At 58.3% G+C, this 21,763-nt stretch carries 23 protein-coding genes and 3 pseudogenes; 9 read left to right on the forward strand and 17 right to left on the reverse strand.

Annotated features, from left to right (window positions below; translation table 11 throughout):
- Positions 1 to 98 precede the first annotated feature (98 nt).
- From COCCU_RS14070 to COCCU_RS14790, 4 genes are all read left to right on the forward strand, one after another.
- The gene (locus tag COCCU_RS14070) at positions 99 to 419 is read left to right on the forward strand and encodes a WhiB family transcriptional regulator (protein ID WP_156233117.1); all 321 of its coding nucleotides are present in this window, start codon (positions 99 to 101) and stop codon (positions 417 to 419) included.
- A gap of 179 nt (positions 420 to 598) precedes the next feature.
- On the forward strand, positions 599 to 829 hold the full coding sequence (locus tag COCCU_RS14075) for a hypothetical protein (protein WP_156232972.1): 231 nt from the start codon (positions 599 to 601) through the stop codon (positions 827 to 829).
- 71 nt (positions 830 to 900) lie between these two features.
- Positions 901 to 1,110, forward strand: a complete 210-nt coding sequence (locus COCCU_RS14785; RefSeq protein ID WP_231598964.1) for a hypothetical protein — start codon at positions 901 to 903, stop codon at positions 1,108 to 1,110.
- Positions 1,111 to 1,137: 27 nt separating this feature from the next.
- Positions 1,138 to 1,566 (forward strand): PhoU domain-containing protein, encoded by a 429-nt coding sequence (locus COCCU_RS14790; protein WP_231598965.1) that lies wholly within the window; start codon positions 1,138 to 1,140, stop codon positions 1,564 to 1,566.
- A gap of 191 nt (positions 1,567 to 1,757) precedes the next feature.
- Here the strand turns inward: COCCU_RS14790 and COCCU_RS14085 are convergent, their stop codons facing one another.
- The 3 genes from COCCU_RS14085 to COCCU_RS14095 form a co-directional block, all read right to left on the reverse strand.
- Positions 1,758 to 2,030 carry a hypothetical protein gene (locus COCCU_RS14085; RefSeq protein WP_156232974.1) on the reverse strand — a complete coding sequence of 91 codons (273 nt, stop codon included), beginning with the start codon at positions 2,028 to 2,030 and terminating at the stop codon, positions 1,758 to 1,760.
- Positions 2,031 to 2,217: 187 nt separating this feature from the next.
- A complete protein-coding gene (locus COCCU_RS14090) occupies positions 2,218 to 2,562 on the reverse strand; it encodes a hypothetical protein (RefSeq protein WP_156232976.1) in 345 nt (114 codons plus the stop codon).
- A gap of 206 nt (positions 2,563 to 2,768) precedes the next feature.
- Entirely contained in the window at positions 2,769 to 3,122 is a 354-nt protein-coding gene (locus COCCU_RS14095; RefSeq protein WP_156232978.1) for a hypothetical protein, read from the reverse strand.
- Between the two features lie 422 nt (positions 3,123 to 3,544).
- On the opposite strand from COCCU_RS14095, the gene COCCU_RS14950 reads away from it, so the two are divergent.
- Entirely contained in the window at positions 3,545 to 3,727 is a 183-nt protein-coding gene (locus COCCU_RS14950) for a helix-turn-helix domain-containing protein (RefSeq protein ID WP_407924183.1), read from the forward strand.
- Between the two features lie 175 nt (positions 3,728 to 3,902).
- Here the strand turns inward: COCCU_RS14950 and COCCU_RS14100 are convergent, their stop codons facing one another.
- From COCCU_RS14100 to COCCU_RS14110, 3 genes are all read right to left on the reverse strand, one after another.
- A complete protein-coding gene (locus COCCU_RS14100; protein ID WP_156232980.1) occupies positions 3,903 to 4,664 on the reverse strand; it encodes an ABC transporter ATP-binding protein in 762 nt (253 codons plus the stop codon).
- Positions 4,657 to 5,394 carry an ABC transporter permease gene (locus tag COCCU_RS14105; RefSeq protein ID WP_156233119.1) on the reverse strand — a complete coding sequence of 246 codons (738 nt, stop codon included), beginning with the start codon at positions 5,392 to 5,394 and terminating at the stop codon, positions 4,657 to 4,659. Before COCCU_RS14105 ends, COCCU_RS14100 begins: the two co-directional genes overlap by 8 nt.
- A gap of 68 nt (positions 5,395 to 5,462) precedes the next feature.
- Positions 5,463 to 6,617 (reverse strand): ABC transporter substrate-binding protein, encoded by a 1,155-nt coding sequence (locus tag COCCU_RS14110; protein ID WP_156232982.1) that lies wholly within the window; start codon positions 6,615 to 6,617, stop codon positions 5,463 to 5,465.
- 260 nt (positions 6,618 to 6,877) lie between these two features.
- Between COCCU_RS14110 and COCCU_RS14115 the strand changes: the two genes are divergently transcribed.
- Complete coding sequence (locus COCCU_RS14115) at positions 6,878 to 7,426, forward strand: OsmC family protein (protein WP_156232984.1); 549 nt, start codon at positions 6,878 to 6,880, stop codon at positions 7,424 to 7,426.
- A gap of 44 nt (positions 7,427 to 7,470) precedes the next feature.
- Positions 7,471 to 8,556 (forward strand): acyl-CoA dehydrogenase family protein, encoded by a 1,086-nt coding sequence (locus tag COCCU_RS14120; RefSeq protein ID WP_156232986.1) that lies wholly within the window; start codon positions 7,471 to 7,473, stop codon positions 8,554 to 8,556.
- Between the two features lie 75 nt (positions 8,557 to 8,631).
- Here the strand turns inward: COCCU_RS14120 and COCCU_RS14125 are convergent.
- The 7 genes and pseudogenes from COCCU_RS14125 to COCCU_RS14145 all read right to left on the reverse strand — a co-directional run.
- Positions 8,632 to 9,837, reverse strand: a pseudogene (locus COCCU_RS14125) (IS3 family transposase).
- A 24-nt stretch (positions 9,838 to 9,861) separates the two neighbouring features.
- A complete protein-coding gene (locus tag COCCU_RS14130) occupies positions 9,862 to 10,461 on the reverse strand; it encodes an IS3 family transposase (protein ID WP_156232988.1) in 600 nt (199 codons plus the stop codon).
- 296 nt (positions 10,462 to 10,757) lie between these two features.
- Positions 10,758 to 10,883 (reverse strand): hypothetical protein, encoded by a 126-nt coding sequence (locus COCCU_RS14870; protein ID WP_269434477.1) that lies wholly within the window; start codon positions 10,881 to 10,883, stop codon positions 10,758 to 10,760.
- Positions 10,884 to 11,045: 162 nt separating this feature from the next.
- The gene (locus COCCU_RS14135; RefSeq protein ID WP_156232989.1) at positions 11,046 to 11,816 is read right to left on the reverse strand and encodes an ATP-binding protein; all 771 of its coding nucleotides are present in this window, start codon (positions 11,814 to 11,816) and stop codon (positions 11,046 to 11,048) included.
- Positions 11,817 to 11,819: 3 nt separating this feature from the next.
- Positions 11,820 to 12,893, reverse strand: a complete 1,074-nt coding sequence (locus COCCU_RS14140) for a Mu transposase domain-containing protein (RefSeq protein ID WP_231598966.1) — start codon at positions 12,891 to 12,893, stop codon at positions 11,820 to 11,822.
- A gap of 10 nt (positions 12,894 to 12,903) precedes the next feature.
- Positions 12,904 to 13,419: a transposase gene (locus tag COCCU_RS14795; RefSeq protein WP_231598967.1), complete on the reverse strand. Its 516-nt coding sequence runs from the start codon at positions 13,417 to 13,419 to the stop codon at positions 12,904 to 12,906.
- A 155-nt stretch (positions 13,420 to 13,574) separates the two neighbouring features.
- Positions 13,575 to 13,703, reverse strand: a pseudogene (locus tag COCCU_RS14145) (transposase); the annotation flags it as partial.
- A gap of 287 nt (positions 13,704 to 13,990) precedes the next feature.
- On the opposite strand from COCCU_RS14145, the pseudogene COCCU_RS14150 reads away from it, so the two are divergent.
- Positions 13,991 to 14,134 (forward strand): annotated as a pseudogene (locus COCCU_RS14150) (IS630 family transposase); the annotation flags it as partial.
- Between the two features lie 49 nt (positions 14,135 to 14,183).
- On the opposite strand, the gene COCCU_RS14155 reads toward COCCU_RS14150, so the two are convergent.
- The 4 genes from COCCU_RS14155 to COCCU_RS14170 form a co-directional block, all read right to left on the reverse strand.
- Positions 14,184 to 16,256, reverse strand: coding sequence for a KAP family NTPase (locus tag COCCU_RS14155; RefSeq protein ID WP_156232993.1), 2,073 nt, complete (start codon positions 16,254 to 16,256; stop codon positions 14,184 to 14,186).
- A gap of 1 nt (position 16,257) precedes the next feature.
- Positions 16,258 to 17,352: a nucleotidyl transferase AbiEii/AbiGii toxin family protein gene (locus COCCU_RS14160; protein ID WP_156232995.1), complete on the reverse strand. Its 1,095-nt coding sequence runs from the start codon at positions 17,350 to 17,352 to the stop codon at positions 16,258 to 16,260.
- The gene (locus COCCU_RS14165; protein ID WP_156232997.1) at positions 17,237 to 18,067 is read right to left on the reverse strand and encodes a type IV toxin-antitoxin system AbiEi family antitoxin domain-containing protein; all 831 of its coding nucleotides are present in this window, start codon (positions 18,065 to 18,067) and stop codon (positions 17,237 to 17,239) included. The genes COCCU_RS14160 and COCCU_RS14165 overlap by 116 nt, the downstream gene beginning before the upstream one ends.
- 368 nt (positions 18,068 to 18,435) lie before the next feature.
- Complete coding sequence (locus COCCU_RS14170; RefSeq protein ID WP_156232999.1) at positions 18,436 to 19,338, reverse strand: hypothetical protein; 903 nt, start codon at positions 19,336 to 19,338, stop codon at positions 18,436 to 18,438.
- 1,692 nt (positions 19,339 to 21,030) lie between these two features.
- On the opposite strand from COCCU_RS14170, the gene COCCU_RS14175 reads away from it, so the two are divergent.
- Entirely contained in the window at positions 21,031 to 21,621 is a 591-nt protein-coding gene (locus tag COCCU_RS14175; protein WP_156233001.1) for a DUF3267 domain-containing protein, read from the forward strand.
- Positions 21,622 to 21,763: the final 142 nt, after the last annotated feature.

A 21,763-nucleotide genomic window follows, 5' to 3' on the forward strand; every position in this document is an offset into this window, starting at 1 on the left:
ACTCCGGGAAACCCGGGAGGAAGGCCGTGCCCATGACCATCTCGTTTTACCGTGACCGGCAGCGGGATATTCCGGTGTGGCAGGGACCCACTACCCGGATGACCCGACGGAAACCGGTCCGCGCCCGCAGGCCAGAGAAGATCCCCACCCCGGAAGACTGGGTCATCCAGGCCAGCTGCCGGGAGGATGATCCTGATGCGTTGTTTGTTCAGGGTGCGCAGCAGCGTCGTGCCGCCACCATCTGCCGGCCCTGCCCGGTACAGCGGCACTGTCTGGCGATGTCTTTAGATAACCGGGAGGAGTTCGGGGTGTGGGGTGGGTTGACCGAGCGTCAACGTCGCGCCCTGTTACGCACGCACACCGATGTGGAAAGCTGGGCCGACTACCTTACTGCCGGTGACAGCCTCACCGGTATCTAAAACCCACCCCTTACCCACCTGAGAGCACAACCTGTGGTGGTGCTACCGATCAGTACGACCTCTGGGGTGATGCGCGCGTATGCCCAGCGTAGAGGTTCCCCCTCCGGAGATCACCCCGGATAATCCCACGGTAGGGGCCGGTGTGTGAAAAAACCTTGGTGTTTAAAAAATAAGGAATTATGTACGACACTGACACAGACCCCTTCGATTCCCCCGAGGGACAGGCACTTCTGCGCCGCGTTGCAGCCCTCGCGCAGCAGCACTTCCCCCACAGCTGGAAAGAGACGTCCTATATCACCCAGGCGGCCGGTTTCATTCTTGCCAACGGGTGGACCACCCTGGAGCAGGCCCTGACGGTGTGCCCGGAGGGTACGCGGCGCATCCTCACCGAGAACAGCATCATCTGCTGAGGGGGACTGAGAGGAATGTTCAGCACGTGAATTCCCTGCACGGGTGAGGTCTTATTCCTATAGTTAAGACCATGCGGGCGAGCTACCAGGAACAATTCGACGATTTCACCCACGACCTGATCATCATGGGCGATACGGTTCGCGACATCATGACCGCAGCCTGCGACGCACTCTTGCAGGGATCGTTGGACTCCGCGGAAAACGCCCTGACCCTGTCTCACGACCTGCCCGAGATCCGCACCCGGTGTGCCCAGCGGGCGGTGGATCTATTCGCCCTGTAAAGCCCGCTGGGTAGGGGTCTGCGCCAGGTGGTCTCCTCGATCTATATCCTCGAACACCTCGACCGCATGGCGGCCCTGGCCACCCACGTCGCCCAATCCGCCCACCGGCGCCACCCCGAGCGGGTGATTCCGGCGGCTGTGACCGGTTATTTCGAGGAACTCACCCACCTGACCTTAGGCATGGTCAAGAAGACCCGTGATCTTCTCATCGTCCCGGATGCGGAGGCCGCGCTGGCCTTGGCACGAGACGATGACGCCGTTGATGACCTGGATCGTTACCTGTTGGTCATGCTGACCCAACGCGAATGGGCCCATACCACCCGGGAGGCGGTGGATACGGCGTTGTTGGCCCGGTTTTATGAGCGTTTCGCCGATCAGTGTGTCAGTGTCGGCACCCGGATTGTGTATCTGACCACGGGGTTGCCCCCGGAGGAGTACCTGGCGCACCAGGAGTAGGAGGCCGAACGTGCTGCTCTTCGGCCCCCTTGGGACACACTGGAACGCCGGTTGCCCCGTGACTGCACCCGGAAGCGACCCCTGTCCTGGCCCGGGAGGGCTGTCGTAGTAAGGGGGTGTTCCCCCACGGGGATTTCTCACCGGTGGTTGGGGTGCCCTGGTCTCTGCGGGATGTGAGGGTGGGGAAGGTGTTAGGCGTAGGACCGCTGACTCACCTGGGCAGCGGGGTGGGCGGAGTCAGCCGTGCGCCGTAATCCCCGCAGGCAGGTGGTGATCACCTGGACAGCCTCCCAGCGTTCGCTTGAGTCGTTCTTATCGCCGGGGGTGGTGATATGGGTCTCCACCAGGTCACACAGCAGCATAAACCGCTCGTACTCGGCACCCTCGGCAGTGCCCCTGCGGGCCTGGTTCACCAGCTCGTCATAGCCGGTGCTGATAAGTGCGTCCTCTACTTTTCCCAGCAACCGGGTCACCTCGCCTCTATTCACCCCACCAGCATAAGTGATACCTATGGTTCTTCCTTAATCCTCGTGCGAGACACGTGCGCCTGCTCACGACCCACACCGTGGGCAGGCCCGGTGGAGTGGCTGCGTCCTGGGGGCTGTTCACCGCGCATCACGGCGGGGCATGTTTCTGCTGTGTTCTAAAGGTTTAAGGGGTGGAGGAGGGTGCTGTCTGCTCCGGCAGGGTGGGGGCGTCCGGAGCAGGTGTGATGGGGGTGTGGGTGGTGTGGTGGGTAAATAATTGTTCGAACACCGAGAGTCGGCCACCGGCTTCCGCCGCCTGGGCCTGTGCCACCTCGAGGGTGTGCTGCTGGGTGTGGAGCTGGTGGCGCAGACGCTTATTGTCTGTGGTCAGGGCAGCACGCTCTGCGCCTGCCTGGGCGAGCAGGGCCCGTGCCTCAGCGGTGGCGGCCTGTTTCTGGGCCAGCTTCTCCACCAGCTCCGCCAGCTCGCGGTGGGCCTGATCAGCGTCCTCGGTGGTGGCGTTGACCACCTGCTGGAGGATGTCGTCCTGCCCCTGCCTCCCACCCCAGAGCAGGTTCCACAGCGGGACAGAGAGGTCGGTTCACTGCCCCGGACCCTGGAGGTGGGCCCATACGGTGGATACCCCCATGGCGGAGAACACGGACAGATCCTGGCGGGGTGATGGTGAGCTACAGACTGTGGGCGCTCCACCGCAACGGCATCACCCCTGGCCTGTCATTTTCCCGGGGTGGCTTCCGCGACCTTCTGGAGTACCTCATCCCGGTCGGTGCCCACGGCCCGGACGGAGCTGTGGTTGACCACGACTGTGGCGCGGATCGCAGGAGTGCGCTGCACATGCTGATAGAGCTTGATCTCCCCGTCTTCATGAAGATAAGCGGTGTACACGACTGTTTCCGGCACTTCATCATGGAGCACCCGCTCACCCTCCCACACCTCGATCGCGGGAATCCCATGAACACTGATACATGTTTCCTCCACCAGTCGCTGGGCTTCTCGCAGGTGAGAAAAGACCCCCAGAATGCAGTACTCCGAATCCCGGACCTGGCTGACCACGTAATGCCTACTCATCAGGTAAGTGTAAAAAACCGTGCTGAGATAGATGGGTAACTTTCCCTAGAAAAGGAGTATATTTATTTCCCTTCTGGAAAATATTTACCAGGCGATATTTTAAGCCACATTAGAATGCCAGAGTGGTGAAAAGCTGGGCATGCGAAAAATCATTCCTGCCGGTCCCAGCGACTTAAAGCAACGATGATTCGAAAACGCCGGCTTACCGCGGGGCTCTCCGAAAATCGGATCCGTGGTGGACCTACGACAGGACACGGGAAGGTGTTTCGCCCCTGATTTCCCGCTTCATGGTCTCTCGACGAGAGGATGGTTGATCTACCAGTGCAGACACCCATACCAGGATGGGATCATGATAAGGACAGGATGAAGTTGTGAGGGTGAACCGGGCAATCAAGAAGGCAGCGATGGCTGTCCTGCAGCGCATGAGGAAGCAGCACCGGGGTGATCAGGCACTATGGGACAATGTTCCCGATCGGTGGAACAGGCTGGAGCACCAGATCGATGCCCGAGTGTTAGAACTGCATGCTCAAGGCGCGTCGGTAGCGCAGATAACCCAGCTGACAGGCGTGCATCCCCGCCGGATCCGCCGCCTACTTCCCCGGTAGAGATCCTTCGTGGACACGGGTGCTGTCCTGTTATCCTGAAATCTGCTTCCTGATCAAATTCCTCGTCCACCAAACGGGGGTCAGGTCTTACTTAGGGCCCTGATCATTCCATATCGGTGATCATGCTGCCCTACCTTTGCAATATCACCACCGTGATCACCCCGGTTTCAGACCACTAGTGTTTTAGCAGTCCCAGCAGCTGATGTCTTAGCTCCGACTTGCGCTCATCCTGACTGTCATCGGTATCATCCATGCGCGGGCGAGGAAGATCGATAGCGATATCCGCGATGATGGTGGAGTTTGGGGAGGGTGCCATCACTAGCACGCGGTCAGAGAGCAGGATTGCCTCATCCACATCATGGGTGATCATAACGACGGTACGTCGTGAGGCTTCCCAGACCTGCAGCAGCTGGAGCTGCAGCTGACGACGGGTCAGGGCATCCAAGGCGCCGAAAGGCTCATCAAGTAGCAGGATAGCCGGGTCGATGGCGAAGGCGCGGGCCAGGCCGACCCGCTGCTGCATGCCGCCGGACAGTCGGGCGGGACGCCGATTGGCGGCGTGGGAGAGGTTGACTTTTTCCAGCCATTCCGAGGCCACCTCGGAGCGTTCCGTTCGAGAGAATTCCGGGCGCGCAGAGCGTAACCCGAACTCTATATTTGCGCGAGCGGTCATCCACGGCAGCAGCGCATGGTGTTGGAATACCAGGCCACGATCTGCGCCCGGCCCGGTGACCTGCCGACCGTCGGCGGAGACGGTGCCGGAAGTGGGGAAGCTCAGACCCGCAATCATGGAAAGGATCGTTGATTTGCCGCAGCCCGAGGGGCCGAGGATGGCAACGAACTCACCCTTGCCGATGGTGATGGAGGTGGGCGCGATGATGGTGGTTGCGCCATAAGACTTGGAGATCTCGTTTAAGGCGACATGGGGATTAGTCATAGCGGACAACCTTCTGAAGTGCGGCGATAAGGTGATCAAGGATCAGGCCGGTTAGTCCGATGATCACAATGGCGACGACGATGGCATCAATGTCGAGGCGGTTCCACATATTCCACACGAAGAAGCCGATGCCTTGGCCACCGACGAGCATCTCTGCGGCGATGATCACCAACCACGAGGTGGACAGGGACAGGCGCAGACCGGTGATGATCCCAGGTAGTGCTGAGGGGAACATCACATAGACCACTTTTGACCACCAGGAGGTACCCAGTGTGGCGGTCAGATCCAGGTAGGTGGGATGAATATTGCGTACGGCATCAATGGTGTTGACCAGGGTGGGCCACAATGCGGAGAGCACGATGACAAAGATGGCGGTGTTCTCGGCATCGCGCAGCAACGCCAGACCCAGCGGCAGCCACGCCAGCGGGGAGACCGGACGCAAGATCTGGACCATCGGATCCACCGCCCACCGCAGGGTGTCAGAACGGCCGAGGACAAAACCCAGCGGCACCGCGATCATCGTGGCGATGAGGAAACCGATAAGCACGCGTTTGAGGCTGGTGAGCAGGTGCCAGAAGATACCGACGCTGGCGGGGCCGTCTCGGTAGAAGGGATCGGAGAGCAGCTCGACGGCACGGGCGCCGGTGCGTTCCGGGGTGGGGGCGAGGTCGCTGAGCCAGCCGGAGGTGGCAGCGAGCTGCCACAGACCGAGGAAGGCGGCGAGCAGCATCACACCTAAGATGACCGCATTAAAGCGCTGGGGGGTTGATTTCACTTCTGCGTCAGTTCCTTGGGTAGTTAAAGGGTGTAGGTGCGGGTCGGGTGGGCGGGGTCAAAGACCTCGCCGTTGATCTTTACCGGACGGCCAGTGGGCGGGGAGCCCGCTGGCAGCACCGAGGTGGCAGCCGCGATAATCGCGGCGTCGTCAAGCGGGAGGCTGGTGCCACTGCTGAGGTCCCAGCGCGCGATCTGAGCCGCCATCCACGTAATGGCGGTCGGGTCAGTCGGATCGCCAAAGGACATCATCTCCGGATCTGTGACCTCTTCGTCATCCCAGTTCCGGTAATGTCCCGCCAGCGCCGGAGCCAGGAGCGCAACCGGCTGGTTGAGATACTTTTCGTGGGATAGGAGCTGGGCAGTTTCTTCGTGTCTGGCCGGATCGTTGACAATGCCCGCGGCCTCGTGGAGCGCACTGAGCAGCCGATCTGCGCTATCCGGATGAAAACTGCGCCAGTCCTTGGCCATTGCCACCGAGCAACAGGGATGCTTATCCCAGAGCTGCCTGGTGGGCAGGAAGATCCGGCCAGCCCCGGATTGTAGGGCGCGTTGGTTGAAGGGCTCTGGGCCGATGAAACCGTCAATGCCGCCGACCTCAAGTTGGGCCACCATGTCCGCCGGACGCAGCAGCCGCAATTCCACATCAGCCACCGGATCCACCCCACCGGAAACCAGATAGTCCCGCAGCAGCAGGGCATGAACCGAGTATTCGAAGGGGATGCCCAGCACCATGCCGCGCATATCGGTGGCCGACTGCACTCGGGGATGATGCTCGGTGGCCAGGGTAATGGCCTGGCCATTGGTATTCTGGGTGAAACTTAGCTCGGTCGGCCGCTGTCCGTTGGTGACCCCGGAATCAATGGCCACGGGCATGGGGGAGAGCATGTGTGCGATATTGAGCTCTCCGGTGGAATAGGCGCTCCACAGGTCTGACCAGCCAGCGTACTTTTTCAAGGCCACACTGAGACCGTGCCGTTTAAAGACACCAGCGGCCTCGGCGATGAGCAGCGGGGAGGCGCAGGCGATGGGGACGTAGCCGATCATCAGTGGGTCCTCCGCGTTGCTTGGCGACACCCTGCGGGGGGCGGTGGAGCAGGCGCCCACTCCGAACATGACGGAACCCAGGGCAGTGGCGGAGGCGGCACGCAAAAAGGTTCGTCGAGAGAGATGCGGCATCGGTAACGGAATTCCTCGTTCCAGGGTAGAAAACTTGTTCGGGGGAATGGCAGACCGCTCGGTCTTGAAAGCTGTCTGGAAACTATAGCGATTTTCGCTGAGCTTCGTCCACTAGGCAGGTTATAGGGGTTATATTCCCAGGAATGTAAATGTATACCGCGTGGCCTGGGATTATATTCGGCTGGTAGACAGTGCGGTTCATGTCTGCCGGAAAACATGCTAGCGTCGGCTCTGTAAATGAAACATTTGAAGGAGATTGCATGTCTGATCTGACCCCGAACCACATCGATGGGGAGGCCTTGGCCCCGATCGACGCCGATGCCCTGAAGGCACTGGCGCAGAAGAACATCGACAACCCGGAGGGTGGTCTCAAGAAGATCCGCACCCACACCGAGGCTGATGGCCATTTCCGCAACATCACCCAGGTTCGCGATCTGCCTCCGATCCTGGTTTCTGAGCCGCCGGCACTGCTTGGTGATAACTCCGCCGCGAACCCGACCGAGGTCGCCCAGGCCGCTCTGGCAGCCTGCATCTCTGTGGGTATTCAGGCTATTGCCACCCACCGCGGTGTGACCCTGACCAAGATCAACATCGACATTGTCTCTGACATTGACGTGTCTCCGACTTGGGGCACCGGCGACCTGGGCGAGCATAAGCGCCCTGGCGTCTCCAACGTTGAGGTTTCCATTGATCTCGAGGGTGATACCGACCGTGAAACTCTGGACCAGATCCAGAAGGATGCCATTGAGTGGTCCCCGGTTGTCAACACCTACACCCGCCCGGCCAAGCTGACCTCCAAGCTGGTCTAGGCACTCTCCCTTTCACCTTCAGTCAATACTCATCCGGAAAGCATATGACCACCGTGACCCAACCTGTGACCACCACCGAATCCCTCATCCTCCCGGCAGTCGTGCGTGCAGAGATCGCCGCCAACGCCAAGTCGGTGGATAAGGGGGAGAAGGATGCCCGCTATGTGCTGAATTTGCTCGGTGATGCCGAACTGCTCAGCCTGGGGGCGCCGACCAACGAGAGTGGGAAGCTGCTGGAGATGGCACGGGTGGTCCGCGAGGTGTCCGCGGAGGATCTCTCCGCGGGCTTTACTCTCTGGGCTGACCGGATGACGCTGGAGTACCTCATGCAGGCCAGCACTGACTACTCCCTGGGTCTGGCGGAGCAGCTGCGCTCTGGCCAGCGCCCGGGAGTCACCGGAATGGCCGGTGCCTTCAAAGAGGCCGCCGGCTGCGGTGAAATCGATCTTTCGGCGTCTCGGGTTGAAGGCGGCTGGCTGATCAATGGCAAGCTGAACTGGGCTTCCAATCTTTATGAGGACGCAATTGTAGTCACCGCGGCCAAGGCTGCGGACGGCACCCGCTTCCTCTTCGCCTTCGAAGCCGGACACACCGGCGTGGAATTCGGCCAGCCTTTTGGATTGCTCGGACTCAATGCCACTGCCTCCGCTTGGGTGGGTTTTGACAGTGTCTTCATCCCGGATGTGCAGGTTCTCACCGAGGACTTCACTAACTTCATCAAGACTGTGCGCCCCACGTTCGTGGTGCTGCAGACTGCCGAGTGTATCGGTGTGGCCGAAGCTGCCCTGGCTTCCGGAGCGAAACGACTCACCGGAGTCAATGAGAGTTTCAGTCAGGACCACCAGCAGGCGGCCGCCCGTGTCGCAGATGTGATAACCCGCCAGGAGGAGATCATCTCTCGGATCGGAAATGACCAGGTCAGCTCAGTGGAGCTGCTGGAGCTGCGTCTCGATGCCGCCGAGGTCGCCGTTGCGACAGCCAATATCGAGGTTCGTGTCGCTGGTGGCGCAGGCTATGCCAAGTCGTCACCGGCCTCCCGTCGTTTCCGCGAAGCGGCCTTCATTCCGGTTCAATCTCCCTCAGAAGGGCAGCTGCGTTGGGAGCTCGCGCGCGCGCGTGAAAACGCTTGACAGTGCTGACAGCTATACACGTATAACTTGGAGCCGACGGGCCCGACCCCCGGAAAGTGGACACAGGGGATTTAATCAGGAAGCAAATCTCAGAATAGCAGGACAGCGTTCCTCGAATACGGTTGGCGCGAGATATTTACACCAGGAATGTCTCCGGGTGGTGTTATACCTGGTACACCAGCGAAACACCTCCTGACGACACAGCAACTGATTCGCAAAGGTCTTGGAATCTTGAAGGACTTCCCGCTTCAGCGCGGCATTAAACGACTCCGCCAAGGCGTTGTCAGCACTGGTCCCGATTGATCCCATCGACTGCCTGATTCCCAGCTCGGTGCAGGTGCCCTGGAACCCGTGAGAGGTGTACACGCTCCCGTGGGCGGAATGGAACACCGCATCTTTCAGGCTGCCGCGCTGGCCCTTGGCCATGAGCAGGGCATCCTGCACCAGGGAGGTGCGCATGTGATCAGCGATCGCGAAGCCCACCAGCCGGCGAGAATAGCAATCGATTACCGTGGCCAGGTACATATTCGACCCATCCGCAATCGGCAAATAGGTGATGTCTCCGACGTAAGTTCGGTTCGGCTTATCAGCGGTGAACTTACGGCCGACAAGGTCAGGGAACACCGTCTTGGTTTTGTCGGACACGGTGGTGGTGACCTTGCGTTTCTTCGAGTACCCAAACAGCTTCAGCGAGCGCATGATCCTCGCGACCCGCTTATGGTTGACCGGTGATCCAACTGGATCGTCGTTGAGTTCCGCGGCAATGCGTTTGGCCCCGTAACAACCGCGTTCTGCAGCAAACACGGTCTTGATCCGGGCTCCGAGAACGGCATCGCCCAGCAGGCGTTTCTTCCTGGTAGAGGCAGTGTTTTTCCATTTATAGTACGAGGACCTGTTGAGTTTGAGCACCGTGCATAACTGCTTGACCGAGTGGTCGTGTCGGGCGTCGTCAACGAACCTTCAAGCGGATCACCAGGTCGTCTCTTGCCGGGAAAATATTTAGCCGCTTTCCGTAGAATGTCGCGCTCTTCCCGCAGGCGGGCGTTTTCCCGTTCCAGTTGGCGGATCCGCTCGGCTTCTGTCACCGAGGTCGACGAGGGTGAATCCGCGGTGGTGATGTTGGTGCGGGCTCCGGTGCCGTATTTTTTGAGCCAGTTCTGAAAGGTGTTGCGGTTGACTCCGAGGTCGTTGGCGATGGTCTGGATCGACGCGCCTGTGGAGTTCTCGTAGAGCGCGACGGCGTCGCGCTTGAACTCCTTAAGAATAGGTCTTGCTTGGCATGGTGGCAGAGTACCTTTCCCAGCATCATGCTGGTGTCAGCGTCCACCAAACACGGGTTAGGTCCAGTCCCTGGTTATTACTGTGAGGCCGGCGCCGGTTGTACCATCCCTCGATATAGTCCATCACCGCGGTCCGGGCTGACAGGTGATTCTTAAAGTCATAATGGTGATACATTTCGGTCTTTAGGTGAGAGAAGAAATTCTCCGCCACTGCGTTATCCCAGCACACCCCAGTCACTCCCATCGACTGGGTGATCTTATTGCCCGCACACCACGTCTGAAATTCCCCGGAAGTGTATTGAGATCCTCTATCCGAGTGAAAAATTGCACCCTCGGGATGAAGACGCCCATGATCACGGGCCATGGCCAACGCATTGATAATCAACGGTGTGCGCATATTGGAATCCATCGACCACCCCACCACCATCCGCGTGGCCAAATCGATCACGGTAGCCAAGTACAACCAACCCGAGCCTGTCTTTAAGTACGTGATGTCACCAACAAGCCTGGTCCCAGGCACGGTAGCGATAAAGTCTCGTTTCCCGTGGCTGTCGAGCATATGGTTGTTGATGTGCTCGGTGCGGGCCGCAGGATCATTGACCGTGGTGTTTTTCCAGGCACGCATCGCCCCTGGCACGCAGTCCTAATTCGTTCATAATTGCCCCCGCGGTCCCAATGGACACTTTGACACCTCGTTGGTTGAGCAACGTGGTCAGCTGATCCCTGCCAGCCATGTGGTTACTGTTTTCAAACTCCTGGGCGACCTCGTCCTTGAGCTTTAAATGCCGCGTAGCTGTGGGAGTCAGGCCCCCAGGCTTAGCCCAGCGGTAATACGATGCCCGGGATACACCCAACTTCCTGCACATCCATGTAATAGGAAAGACGGCCTTCTCCTGCTCGATGAACGCATAGAAATGCATCTCACAGGTGCTTCGCGGCAAAGAAGGCGCTGGCTTTTCCCCAGAACTCATTTTCTCGTTTCAACGCAGCTTTTTCTGCCTGCAGGGCCTTGTATTTCGCCCATTCAACTGGGCCTGGTTCATCCACACCAGCATCAGGGTGTTCAGTTTTCCAGGCTCTCACCCACGTGCCAGGAGCGGGTTTGTGGTCGGGGTTCTCCGATGAGGTGGTAGGGCCTGTGTCCGCGCACATGGTAGGGGCCGACATCGTGACTGATGCCGGCCCCAGTTGTACTCGCGACGGGATTACTTAGCTGTCGTGGTCGAGGTCCTCCTGGTGCTTCTTCGCCAGGTGACGGCGCATGTCGTAGTCACCGATCTGAATACGGCGACCGTTGTTGAGCCGGCTGACCAACGAATCAGCCCCGACCCGGTTGGGTAGTACCTCCACCCAGTACGCGGCTGACGACTGTGAAGAAATGATCGTCGGGAGTCTGCCGTCCCGGTCGATTACGATTTTGGTCAGGTCTTCTTGCCCGCGTTGGTCAATGCTCAAGGTGAGAAAGTCGTCGATGATGAGGACATCGACATTCATCAACTTTTTCATCGCATCGGCATATCCCGGATCCGTCGGCGAGTGGACCGCCAGCTTTGCCACCAGCTGATCCAGCCGGTAGTACGCCACTGAAAACCCGGCCTGACAGGCAGCGATCCCGATGGCGCAGGCAATGTAGGTCTTGCCGGCGCCGGCGGGCGCGAATAGGTGCACATTCGTCGGATTCTCCCGCCAGTTGGTCGCGGCGACGCGCTTGAGCTGGCGTTCATTGATGCCTCGCTCTGCCGCGTTGACCAACTCACCCAGACTGGCCTGCGGATAACGGAAATGCGCCTGCGTGATGGCTGTGGCGATGTTGCGTTCACGTCGCTGGGCGTCGGTGGCGTCCACGGCACGCAGGAAAATCTCTTCGGGCAAGGCGTCGGCGTGCTCGTCGCTGGTGACCAGGTCGAAGAAGTTCTCCGCGAACCGCGACAGACGCAGCGACCGGAGTTTTCTACGGGTCGTCTCATCGATATCGATCATGAGCTACTTGCCCTCCTGATCATCATCGAAATGACTGGTTGGGCGGATAAACACTGCATCAGACAACCGGGACAGATCCACCTGCCGCGGTAAGCCGGGTGTCGGTTGCGCCGTCGTGGTGGGCCGGGCGTGGGCGATGTCGGCCTGGAGTCGTTTGAGTACCGACATCGTCGGCGCCAGCTGCTTGTCCAGCAGCTGCGCACAGGCCGGTTCCAGGGTGGTCTTGTCGTGCTTGCGGCCGAGGTTGGCCAGGATGTTGCGTGACAGCGTCAGTCCCCGGGGCACACTCGCTCGGTTGCGGTCCAGGATCATGGTGATCACCGTGATCGTTGCTGGCCCGAAGGATCCTGCCCACGCCAGGAGCTCATCACGGGTGAGCACGTTGTGGGCGTCGGTGTCCCCGGATGGGCCGTGGGTGACATCGGTGCTGTAGCGGTAGCGGAACCCGTGCATGCGGGTGTGTTCTGCCACGAGCCGGTCACCGTCGAAGATGCTGACCAGATCTGTGGTCAGCCGTGCCCGCAGAGTCTTGCCCACCAGCGCAAACGGCACCGAGTAGTACTGGTAATCGCAGCTGATATGCCAGTTGCGGTCGACTTTCGCACTGCGCCAGGACACCTCTGTAAACGCCATACGGGGAAGATCACGCATCATCGGCGCTTCATCCTCGTTGAAGCGCTGTCGGCGGGTGGACCCGTCCGGGCGGGTCATGACGTCGTTGATGTCTGCCAGGCGCTCGGCGATGGCTTCGTTGAGCTCGTCCAGAGTGTAGAACTGTTCACCGTGGAAGTAACCCAGGATGCGGGTGTAAGCGATCTGCACGGCCCGTTCCACCGCGGCCTTGTCCCTCGGCTTGGCGGGTCTGGTTGGGACGACTGTGATGTCGTAGTAGTCGGCGAAGTCCGCGTACCGGCTGGTGGTCGCCCGGTAGGAGGAGTTCTTCTTCGGCTGGTAGGTCGCCGTCGACGCGTTGTCGGGGACGATGACCGCGGGTAGTTTGCCGAGGTAGTTCAGAGCCTTAACGTGGCAGTCGATCCAGGCGCCCATCTTTTCGTTCGCGGCTGCGACCGTGAACATCAATCCTAAGTCAGGGGCACACGCCGATGAACAGGGACGCTTTGAACCCCACCCGGCCGGTGGCCTGGTCGTAGATGGTGATCTTGTCGCCGGCCCAGTCGACGTAGAATTCCTGCCCGGGCTCGTGTTCGACGACATCGACGAGGTCGTTGGCCTTCAGATACTCGGCCAGACCGTCGCAGAACTGGGAGTACTGATACTTCAACAGGCCATCAGCACTGGGGGCGGCCAGGTAGTCCATCCACAGCTTGTGCCTGGTCAGATGCTTGTCATCGGTGAGCTTTTTAGCCAGTGCCTGGAAGTTCGGCTGGTCGTAGCTCATCGATCGTCGGCCGCGTTGGTCGGTGAAGGTCTCATCGAAAAACGCCGGCGGCAGCTGGGTGAAGCTGTCTGGGGTGATGTTGTGGTCGTCGATGACGGTCTGGACGCGGGCGATGTCCCGATTCGAGCAGCCCAGAGCTGCTGCGATGTAGGAGTAGCTGCGGTTGTTCAGGCGTAGGGCCATGATCTCTTTGAATTGAGCCATGGGAGGTGTCTCCTTGGTGTGAAACCGTGTCGCAGCCCTGCGAGTTGCAGGCACTGCCACCAAGAAGATTCCCGCAAAAGCACCGGCGCTACCGGGTATGTGGAAAGGGCCTACCAACTACGCGGACCTCCCCGACCAACAACCCCGAAATGGCACCACGCACCCAGTGTTCCTTCTTTGATGCCTAACTCGGTGGCCACTTCTTTGATGGAGCGCCCAGATGACACGACGAGTTGCACAGCTCCTGCTTTGAACTCTTCGGTGAAGATGCGGCGATTCGACATGGCACTAATTCTCCTAGACCCTGTCTCAAATCACCATACGGGCGCAGTTCATGGGGTCGGCTACCGGCAGTTACAGATACACCACGCTACGGGACGTAACCAAGCAACCGGTGGTGGCTCAACCGCCGAAGGAGGTTACGTTCAATATCACCAACACCCCCGAGGATATTTCCAATCGGACTGTTATGCAGTCAGCGATTGTTAGTTAACCCCAGTTTTACCCCACCCGTTTACCCCCGCATTTCACAACTAATTGACAGCGAGCGGGGGTTGTTGACTGTCTAACCATGGCCGCAGCCCTGAAGATTGCCCTCACGGGTGAGGAAGTCGCCATCCTCAAAAGCTATAAACGCTCCCGATTCAACCTCATCCAACACAAAGCCGAGGCACTCCTGCTCCTTGATGACGGCGTCTCCTTAGATATCATCGCGGTGCTGTTGCAAAGTTGGGGTAGTAGGAAGGCCGGCGTGCTGTGAGCAGCTAGTCTGGGGATGCTTTTTCTCCCCCAGGAGCTTTGGCGACAGCAAAATCCCGTCGGTTTTTCCAACTCAGATCATATTCATCCACGTTACTTCTCGGGGTACTGGACCAAGAAGGATCAGCGTCAGGAACGATCTCATCAAAGGCTTCCCTATTGAAATCGTGCAGCTTGGTCACAGTCTGTTCACCCCCCAAGGAGCGTGAGTAAGTGACACAGCGTGCTGCGACGTCCTCCACGGTGAAGGCGCCTTCAGCCAACCCTGCCCTGAGCGGCTCCACAAGAAACTCCTGCTGCTTCCATTCCCGCAGGACAAAGATCATGAACTCCACCTGATCATCTAACGAAGCCTCGTCCTGATCTCGGAGATTGCTCATAATGACCTCCACGAGGTGCTGACACACTTGGTCCAGCACCTCGTCCACCCAGCGGTGATGCCCGTTGTACAACAGCATGAACTGGAGAATGTGAACCTGATCGAGGTGATGCGGGGAAAGATTCAGCGCGTCGACCAGCTTGGAAACCTCAACATCATCGCTTAGCCGAGACAGCATTTTCCCCGACCACTCTCTAATCCTCTTGTCTGCGCTGAGCAATGCGGTATCGTGCCGCGAAAGGCTTCCCAGGAGGGGGATGATAGTACGCAGAACCGCCAGACGTTCAGCATCCTCCCCCAGGAGGTCAGTGCTGGTTTCTGCCTTGTCGATGGCCATAGAGATGCGGTTGGAATCCTCATCCAGGAGCAGCTCCTTGAGTGGGCTTTCGTTGCCGTCTGCAGCAGCAGTAATCGCGTTCGCTACAGCCGTATCAGAAATATCATGAGCGGGAACTCCCATGGCAAAGTAACGGTCAAAATAGCGCTTGTCGTAGATGCTCCTTTCCTCTGGGCGTGAGAAATAGTAGCTTCTCTTTCCCCTGACGCCGGGAAATAGCTCTTCCAGAAGCGTTCGGGCATCCGGGCACTCTTGAGGTGGGATCCCGTCAAAAAGCGGATCAGGATCAAAGGTCTTGCGGTCGGCATCATAAAATCCGCGTCCCAGTCCATCCTGCATGCCTGTGATCAGTTGGTCCTTATAGCGTGGTAGCTGGTTGTAGAGGGAAGGGAAGCTAGTCTTGAGTAACGTCACGACGATGACGTCTTCTACCTGGACTTCCTGTGAATCAAACATCGCTAGGTGATGCCGGACCTGAGCGATGTAGCGGTCAATGGCACGAGGCGTCGACAGCTGAGAGAGTAAAACCCTGCGTAGTCCCTGGAGACGCATCGCAAACATCTCCGGCTGCTCAAGGCGGGTAATAAAAGGTTCTAGGCCTTCATCGATCCGGGTCCTGAGCTGGGTCGGCACCAGTGGCGGGATGGCCAAAGGATATTGAACGATCTTCTCCAGAAACTTTCTGCCCGCGGCAGTCCCTTTTCCGGCGATGCCGGTCTCAGATAGTGTTTCAGTCACCGTCTGTTCGTCGTAGGCCAGCAGGAAATGAACACCGGGAAAACGACCCAGCAGCCTGACCACCTTCAACAGGGCTAATAACTCCTCTCCATGAAGGCGATCAATGTCATCAGCGATGACGAGAACCGGAATATCTAAATTCTTGAGCTCGTCTGATGCTTCCTTGAAAGCCTGACTCCAGGAGGGTTGCTTCTGCAGCCTTTCACCTGCTTTTTCTGCGGCCATGGCCGCGGCATCGCCAAACAAGGGAATCATTTTGGCCGCAGGAGCTGAGATCTGCAGAATGGTTCCTAATTTTTCTCGAAGATCCTTACCGCGCTCTGAAGGGAGTGCACTACTCAGTGAAGCGTAGAAGTCCCCCAAGAGGCCATTGATATCACTGGTAGCCCAGGGGGTAAACCTCGCGATATGCCATTCGTTCTCGCTGGATGTTAGTTGTTCCTCGATCATCGCCAGCATCGAGCTTTTCCCACTACCCCATGGCCCGGTCAAGCCGAAGACAATACTGTCCTCCCAGGAATGGGCACCCTGAACAAGATGGGCGATTTGCTTGGCGTATGGGCTCCGTCCAAACGAATCCTCATCCGCAGACTTGATCGGTGCATCGCTCCATATCGTGGGCATCTTAATTCTCCTCGTGAGTACGTATGGATGGGAGTTCCCCCGAAGTCTGCCAGGATTGGGATGCCGGTCCCCAGTGTCCTGCGATGATTTCTCCTGATAGAACGGGGTTCACACATACCCCGGCATGGGATAAAGAAGTATTCAGCTGGTGGTAGGCCACGGGGTATTCAGCGAAGTCTTTCGCTGCCCTGGGAAAATTCTCCACCCACCTCGGGGACGGGGCGTGGAGCTGTTGCGGGAGGACAATACCGCGTCGCTGCTGCTCATGACCAAGAATCTCCCGTAGCCGCGCAGCGTCGATGATAGAGGCGTTGATCAAGCGAACAATATCGGCCAGATCGCGGTAGCGGGTGGAGGGTTCCTCCTTGTTCCGTCCGTGGAGCTCATACATCGCGCAGATTTTATCGGCCAGGTGATTTTCCACCGCCACCACCGGGATGTCGGGCAAATCAGCCAGGGTTTCATGCTCAATTACCGGAGACAGCGGGAGCATGTCGACGGGCCCGTGGTCATGGCGGCGATTGGTGATGTCGATGAGGAAAGTGTCAAAGATCCGGTTGCCCAGCCAAACTGTCACGGTGATCTTCGCGGTTTTCGAGCCGTATCCAAAGCTGTCGGGATCAGAGTGCGGGTCGATATCTCCCAGCTCGAATCGGAACGGATCGGACGCAGTCCCCGCATTGACCAGTACTTGGAGTTCTTCTTTCACTGGGGCGGGATCCTCCCAGGTGGTACCTCGAGCCAGGTCGATATCCCGGGTGAAGCGCCCACCGCCGGCACGAATCAACAGGGCGTTTCCACCCAACAGCATCCAGTTGCCCTCATCGCCATGAAAGAGGCGCTTGAAGAATAAGGCGAAGACGTACTGTTTACGCACCAGCTGCGGATCCACGCCTTTGCTGCGGGCAACGGTGGTGATCTTGGTGGACAGGATTTTGCGCAGGCGCTGGAGGTTCTGCCGATTCTGGTTCTCGTCTACGTCATGTATCATGGTCAGTCCGGTTTTCTTCTTTCTTGAGTTCTGCAGCGCGCGCCGGAGACAGGAGGTCGCCCTTGGCCATAGCGCCGGTGGCCTGCTGGAGAAAGTGATCAACATCGGGGTTCACCAGGTCGGCGTGCAGCTGCCGGGTAAGAAACTCCCACGCCTTGGTGACCGTGGGGTCTTTAGACGGGGCATAGCCGGCATGGCCCAGAAGTGAGTGGACCAGTTCCCGGCTGTTGGCAGCGCCATAGTCACCGAGGTGGGGAAACAACCGTTCCGCCAGCTCATCGGTAGAAACGTGGTGATCTTCCACCGCATCACGCACCACAGTGGCCAGGTGATCGAAATCTATCGCCTGAGCAGCCAGATCCCCGACTGTCCGGGCGACAGAGGTCACCGGGAGCCCCTCCACCCAGGTGATATCCCCCGCGGGCACCTCGCACCGGTGGAAGCGCAGATCCTGCTGAGTGGTCTGCCGACGAGCCGGTGAGGAAAACTCATGACGGGCCGCGAGCAGATCCCCCAAGCCATGCACACCAGCGGCTGATACATGAGAAACCACCACCGGATCCTCGGCCTCGACACGATTTTCCGCAGGGGACGAGGCCTCCGTGGCCAACCAGGCAGCCTGCAGATCCTGCCACGGACCAAACCGGGCAGACGGCACGGCATAAACCCCATGACGGATGCGCTGCAACCGACCCCGGGCCCTCATCCGTGACAGCCACAATCGGTCAACGCCGAGATCACGGGCCTGCGCCGAAGTAATCAGCCCCCACTGCGACGAGCCAAACATTTCCAGCTCTTCCAACACAGTCACTTCGTCCATGACCACCTCCTTAGGGGAAGCCTCTCAACATAGGAACCCAGATCATCCTGATCCACTTCGATTGTATCACTCAGGTGATACAATCAAAGATCAATGCCCTAGCGAAGCCTCGTTCGAGGGTCTTTCGAGAACCTCGTTGCAGAACTATCGGCACGTGTGTTCATCACTACGTACGTTTACGGCAGCTGGAAAGAAGCTTCAAAAATATCTGATGGAGCTCTTTTTGAAGCGCCCCGTATACCCCTTGTGTCAAAATGCTGGTTCCTGAAGAGGTGAAGATGCGAAAGCGGTCATCGAGGGTGGCTAACTGGACCCGGCCGGTTTCTTCGCGCTTCGGCTACCGCTTCCACGCGTTAAAACTCTACGAATTAAGTCTCCGAGCCAGATTCGTCGAAGAAGACGAAAATGTTGTCAGGCTGGGGTTCGGTCTGCTCAAAGCCGAGGATCCCATCAGTCTCGACGGGCTCCCAGATCCCCGTTGGGCTGAGGTCGGGAACAGAAGTGAGGAAATTTCTCTCTTCAACGTCGATGCTGTGGTAAGAAAGCTCAGCATCGGAGGCGTATCCGGCACTGGCACGCGCATCCTGAGCTCGTTCACAGAGAAAAACGTATTCGCTGAAGACGCCAAAGCCATTAGGGAAGTGTGCGGTGCCCGCAAAGGAATGAATCGCTAGCTCACCAGAGGTGGCCACACTGATTCCACTCTTGAACTCGGGAATTTTTGCACTCGCCGAAAACTTGGCATGGCTCAGGACCGAATCGAAACACTCTTGCTTGGCTTGATCATGAACGGCGAGAATCTCTTTAAAATTACCCGTGGTGCTCAAATGGTGGCCGTAACTATCGCCGGATGGGATGCTTGCACCGATAACCGAGGCCAGAGAGATCAGTGCAGGTAGCCACAAGAATCGCTTGATCCGCTGGCCGGTCTTAGGCAGCCTGATTTTGTCGATGATTTCGCAGGTGAAGAACCAGATCGCGGGAACGAGGAAAACCAGAGCAGTTAATATGCTGCCAAGAAAATCGCTCTTTGTCGCGGTATAGGCTGGATCGAAGGCCGTAGCAATACCAGCCACTCCGAAAATGAGTAGGGCTAACGCGAGGACGTACTTGATGACAGTAAGGACTTTATTTCGAGGCTTAGGTGGCTCAAAAACTGTCGCATTAGGGTTCCCGAGGGTGGAAGCGCCAGGTTCCTGTCTAGGGTGTGTCGGACCATATCCAAACCCTGTCATCTCAGACTGTCCTGCAGCAGGGTAAACGTCGGCCATGTTTTTCTGCTCCCTGGAGCCGGGAAAGGCTACGTTCTCGTCGATGGGGTGGGAGGGGGAGGAGCTTCCAGGCTCCTGAGGCCGCATGCCGGTCATTAAGTCTCGATTCAGAAAAAGATCAACTAAGTATCAGGTAAACATTAGTACTTTCATTGATCATTTTAAAATGGTGGCTCGACAACATATCCGCAGTCCCACCCGCCTGCACTGTCCGTCGTCTTCTGAAAAATAACGGCTAGTGCAGACCGGTGCTGAACATAGTGAGATCTGCATTCCGCTCGCCACGCGCGAAAATTCAGGAGTCGCGTTCACTATCCGCACACACTGTCCCGGAACATTGGTTCGCACAACGTGCCACCGTTCGGCAGGCGAACCATGGCCACGATGGGCATGATGCAAAACAGTAAGTCTCGGAAAACTCTGTCACATTAATAAATTTACCCACCGTTCACGCGACATAGTAAAATAACGCGTTAAGTGACAAATTTGATTTTTGCGACCTTGTGACTTGCAGCTTCGTTTGGCGGTTTTTTAGCAACTTCAGTTGGCGGCTTTAAACGATTCCAACACCGAAACCGAGTAGGTCGAATAGGCACTCGGAGTGAGCTGATTAGAGGGCCAAGCCGCTTCCGCCGGCAGGGATGAAGATGCCTCAACAATCAGAACGGACCGGGACGGCTCCCTTGTCACAAAAACACCCCTCCAAGCCAGGCTCGTCACCTCACCATCTTCGGAAGTATCCGCTACTAAAACTCACGCACGAGATTCCAGTCATATTCACCTATTTTGCTTTTCCACATCACAGCGCTCGCGATCGATGGGCGGCCATCACTACATGGCCCGCTATGTTGCTTCACTCATGATAGGGATATTAAGAGATGGTGGTCATTGTTATCACTGAAAACTGTTTGGCGCACTACCTCATGGGCGAGGGGCTTCAATCACAAATATGGTTCGCTCCGTGGGTTGTGTCAAAAACGAACGATTTCGACACAAGCCCGACAGGCTCCCACTGGACATGGTCCACATCTTTCGTAGCGGTGGGGATCATGAGCATCTCTTCTCGGAGGAGTTGTAACTGATCCTCTCCTGGCCCTATCAGGACCAGAGATCCCTTAGGGCTGACTGGGAAACGATGCGCAGCAAACATCCCCCGCGACTTTTCGACGACACCTTGTGATCTCACTTCTTTTCACCGATGGGCAAGTCAGCGTTTCTTCCTCCCCGAGGTGACCTCTCCGAGGAGATCAGCCACTTCCCTGCCCGCCCACGAGAAACCTCACGGATGTGGAGAGGAGTGTCAAAAAAGTCCTCTGCCCCGCCTGCTCCCACGCTCGCGCCTTATATACAGAGGCGCTCATCGTTATCCGTAGTACGCGATGTCCTTCAACCAGATCACCCGTCAGCAGCAGACACCGGCCCCCTGGCCCACATCCACCAGGTAGGAGACTGCTGGGGGGGGGTGAACTGCACCTGCGATCACCTGACCCTCACGAGGCACCGTGACAAAGCCCCAGGTTTCCCTCGGGGTGGGAAGTATCCCAACTCGGCTTTGCTGGGACGTTTCTCCTCCCGGACCTGCCGGATGGTTCATACTGAAGACGATGGGTGCGCCTGCCCCTTTCCTACTCCAGGGGGATCACCGGTGACTGCCCACCCCAGCTAGCGTCATCAAGGCGAGAAGAGCCGACCATGAAGACTCAGCAACAACGAGACACCCTCGACCTGCCCACGGCCTACCACCGGCACCTCACCGTGGATTTCAAACAGGACCGGAAATACTTCGTCACGCTCCAGGCAATCTTTCTTGCAGTGGTTCTTACCGCTGTTGCGCTCGCCCTGGTCTTTGACCTCCCCCTAGCCACCGGCTGGCCTCCCGTGGTCACCATCCCGGTCACCTTGCTGTCTTTGCTGGTGTACATGGCAGCCCACGAAGCCACCCACGGCCTCACCCTGCGTCTGCTCACCGGCACCACCCCGTCCTACGCGGTGAGGTTTCCCTTCCTGACCACCAGCAGCCCCCTCCACCTCACCCGCCGCAGCACCATCACCACAGCCTTATCCCCCTCCATCATCTGGGGAACGGTGTTTTTCGTTGCCCTGTTCCTTGTCCCCGCAGATGCCCGTCTGCCGGTCTACATTCTTTTGACCGTGAACTTTGCCGGCTCGGCCGGGGACTACCTCGAGGCGGCCCTAGCGCTACGGCAGCCACGGGAAGCACTCTTCCAGGATGAGGGCGATCGGGTGGATGTCTTCCTCCCCACTGCGCAGGAACCAAGGTGAGACATCGGTCACCGGTCAGAACACCGGTGGTCCTTCTGTCCGGCAGGAGCCCATGAAAGACCACACCGGCCGGTCTCCTCGGGAGAAGATCCCCCTATTCCTCCCCAGAAGTCCTGGGCTCATCCTGTGGCTATCCCTACAG

Origin of the sequence: Corynebacterium occultum (assembly GCF_009734425.1) — a bacterium.
GTDB classification, from domain to species: Bacteria; Actinomycetota; Actinomycetes; order Mycobacteriales; family Mycobacteriaceae; genus Corynebacterium; species Corynebacterium occultum.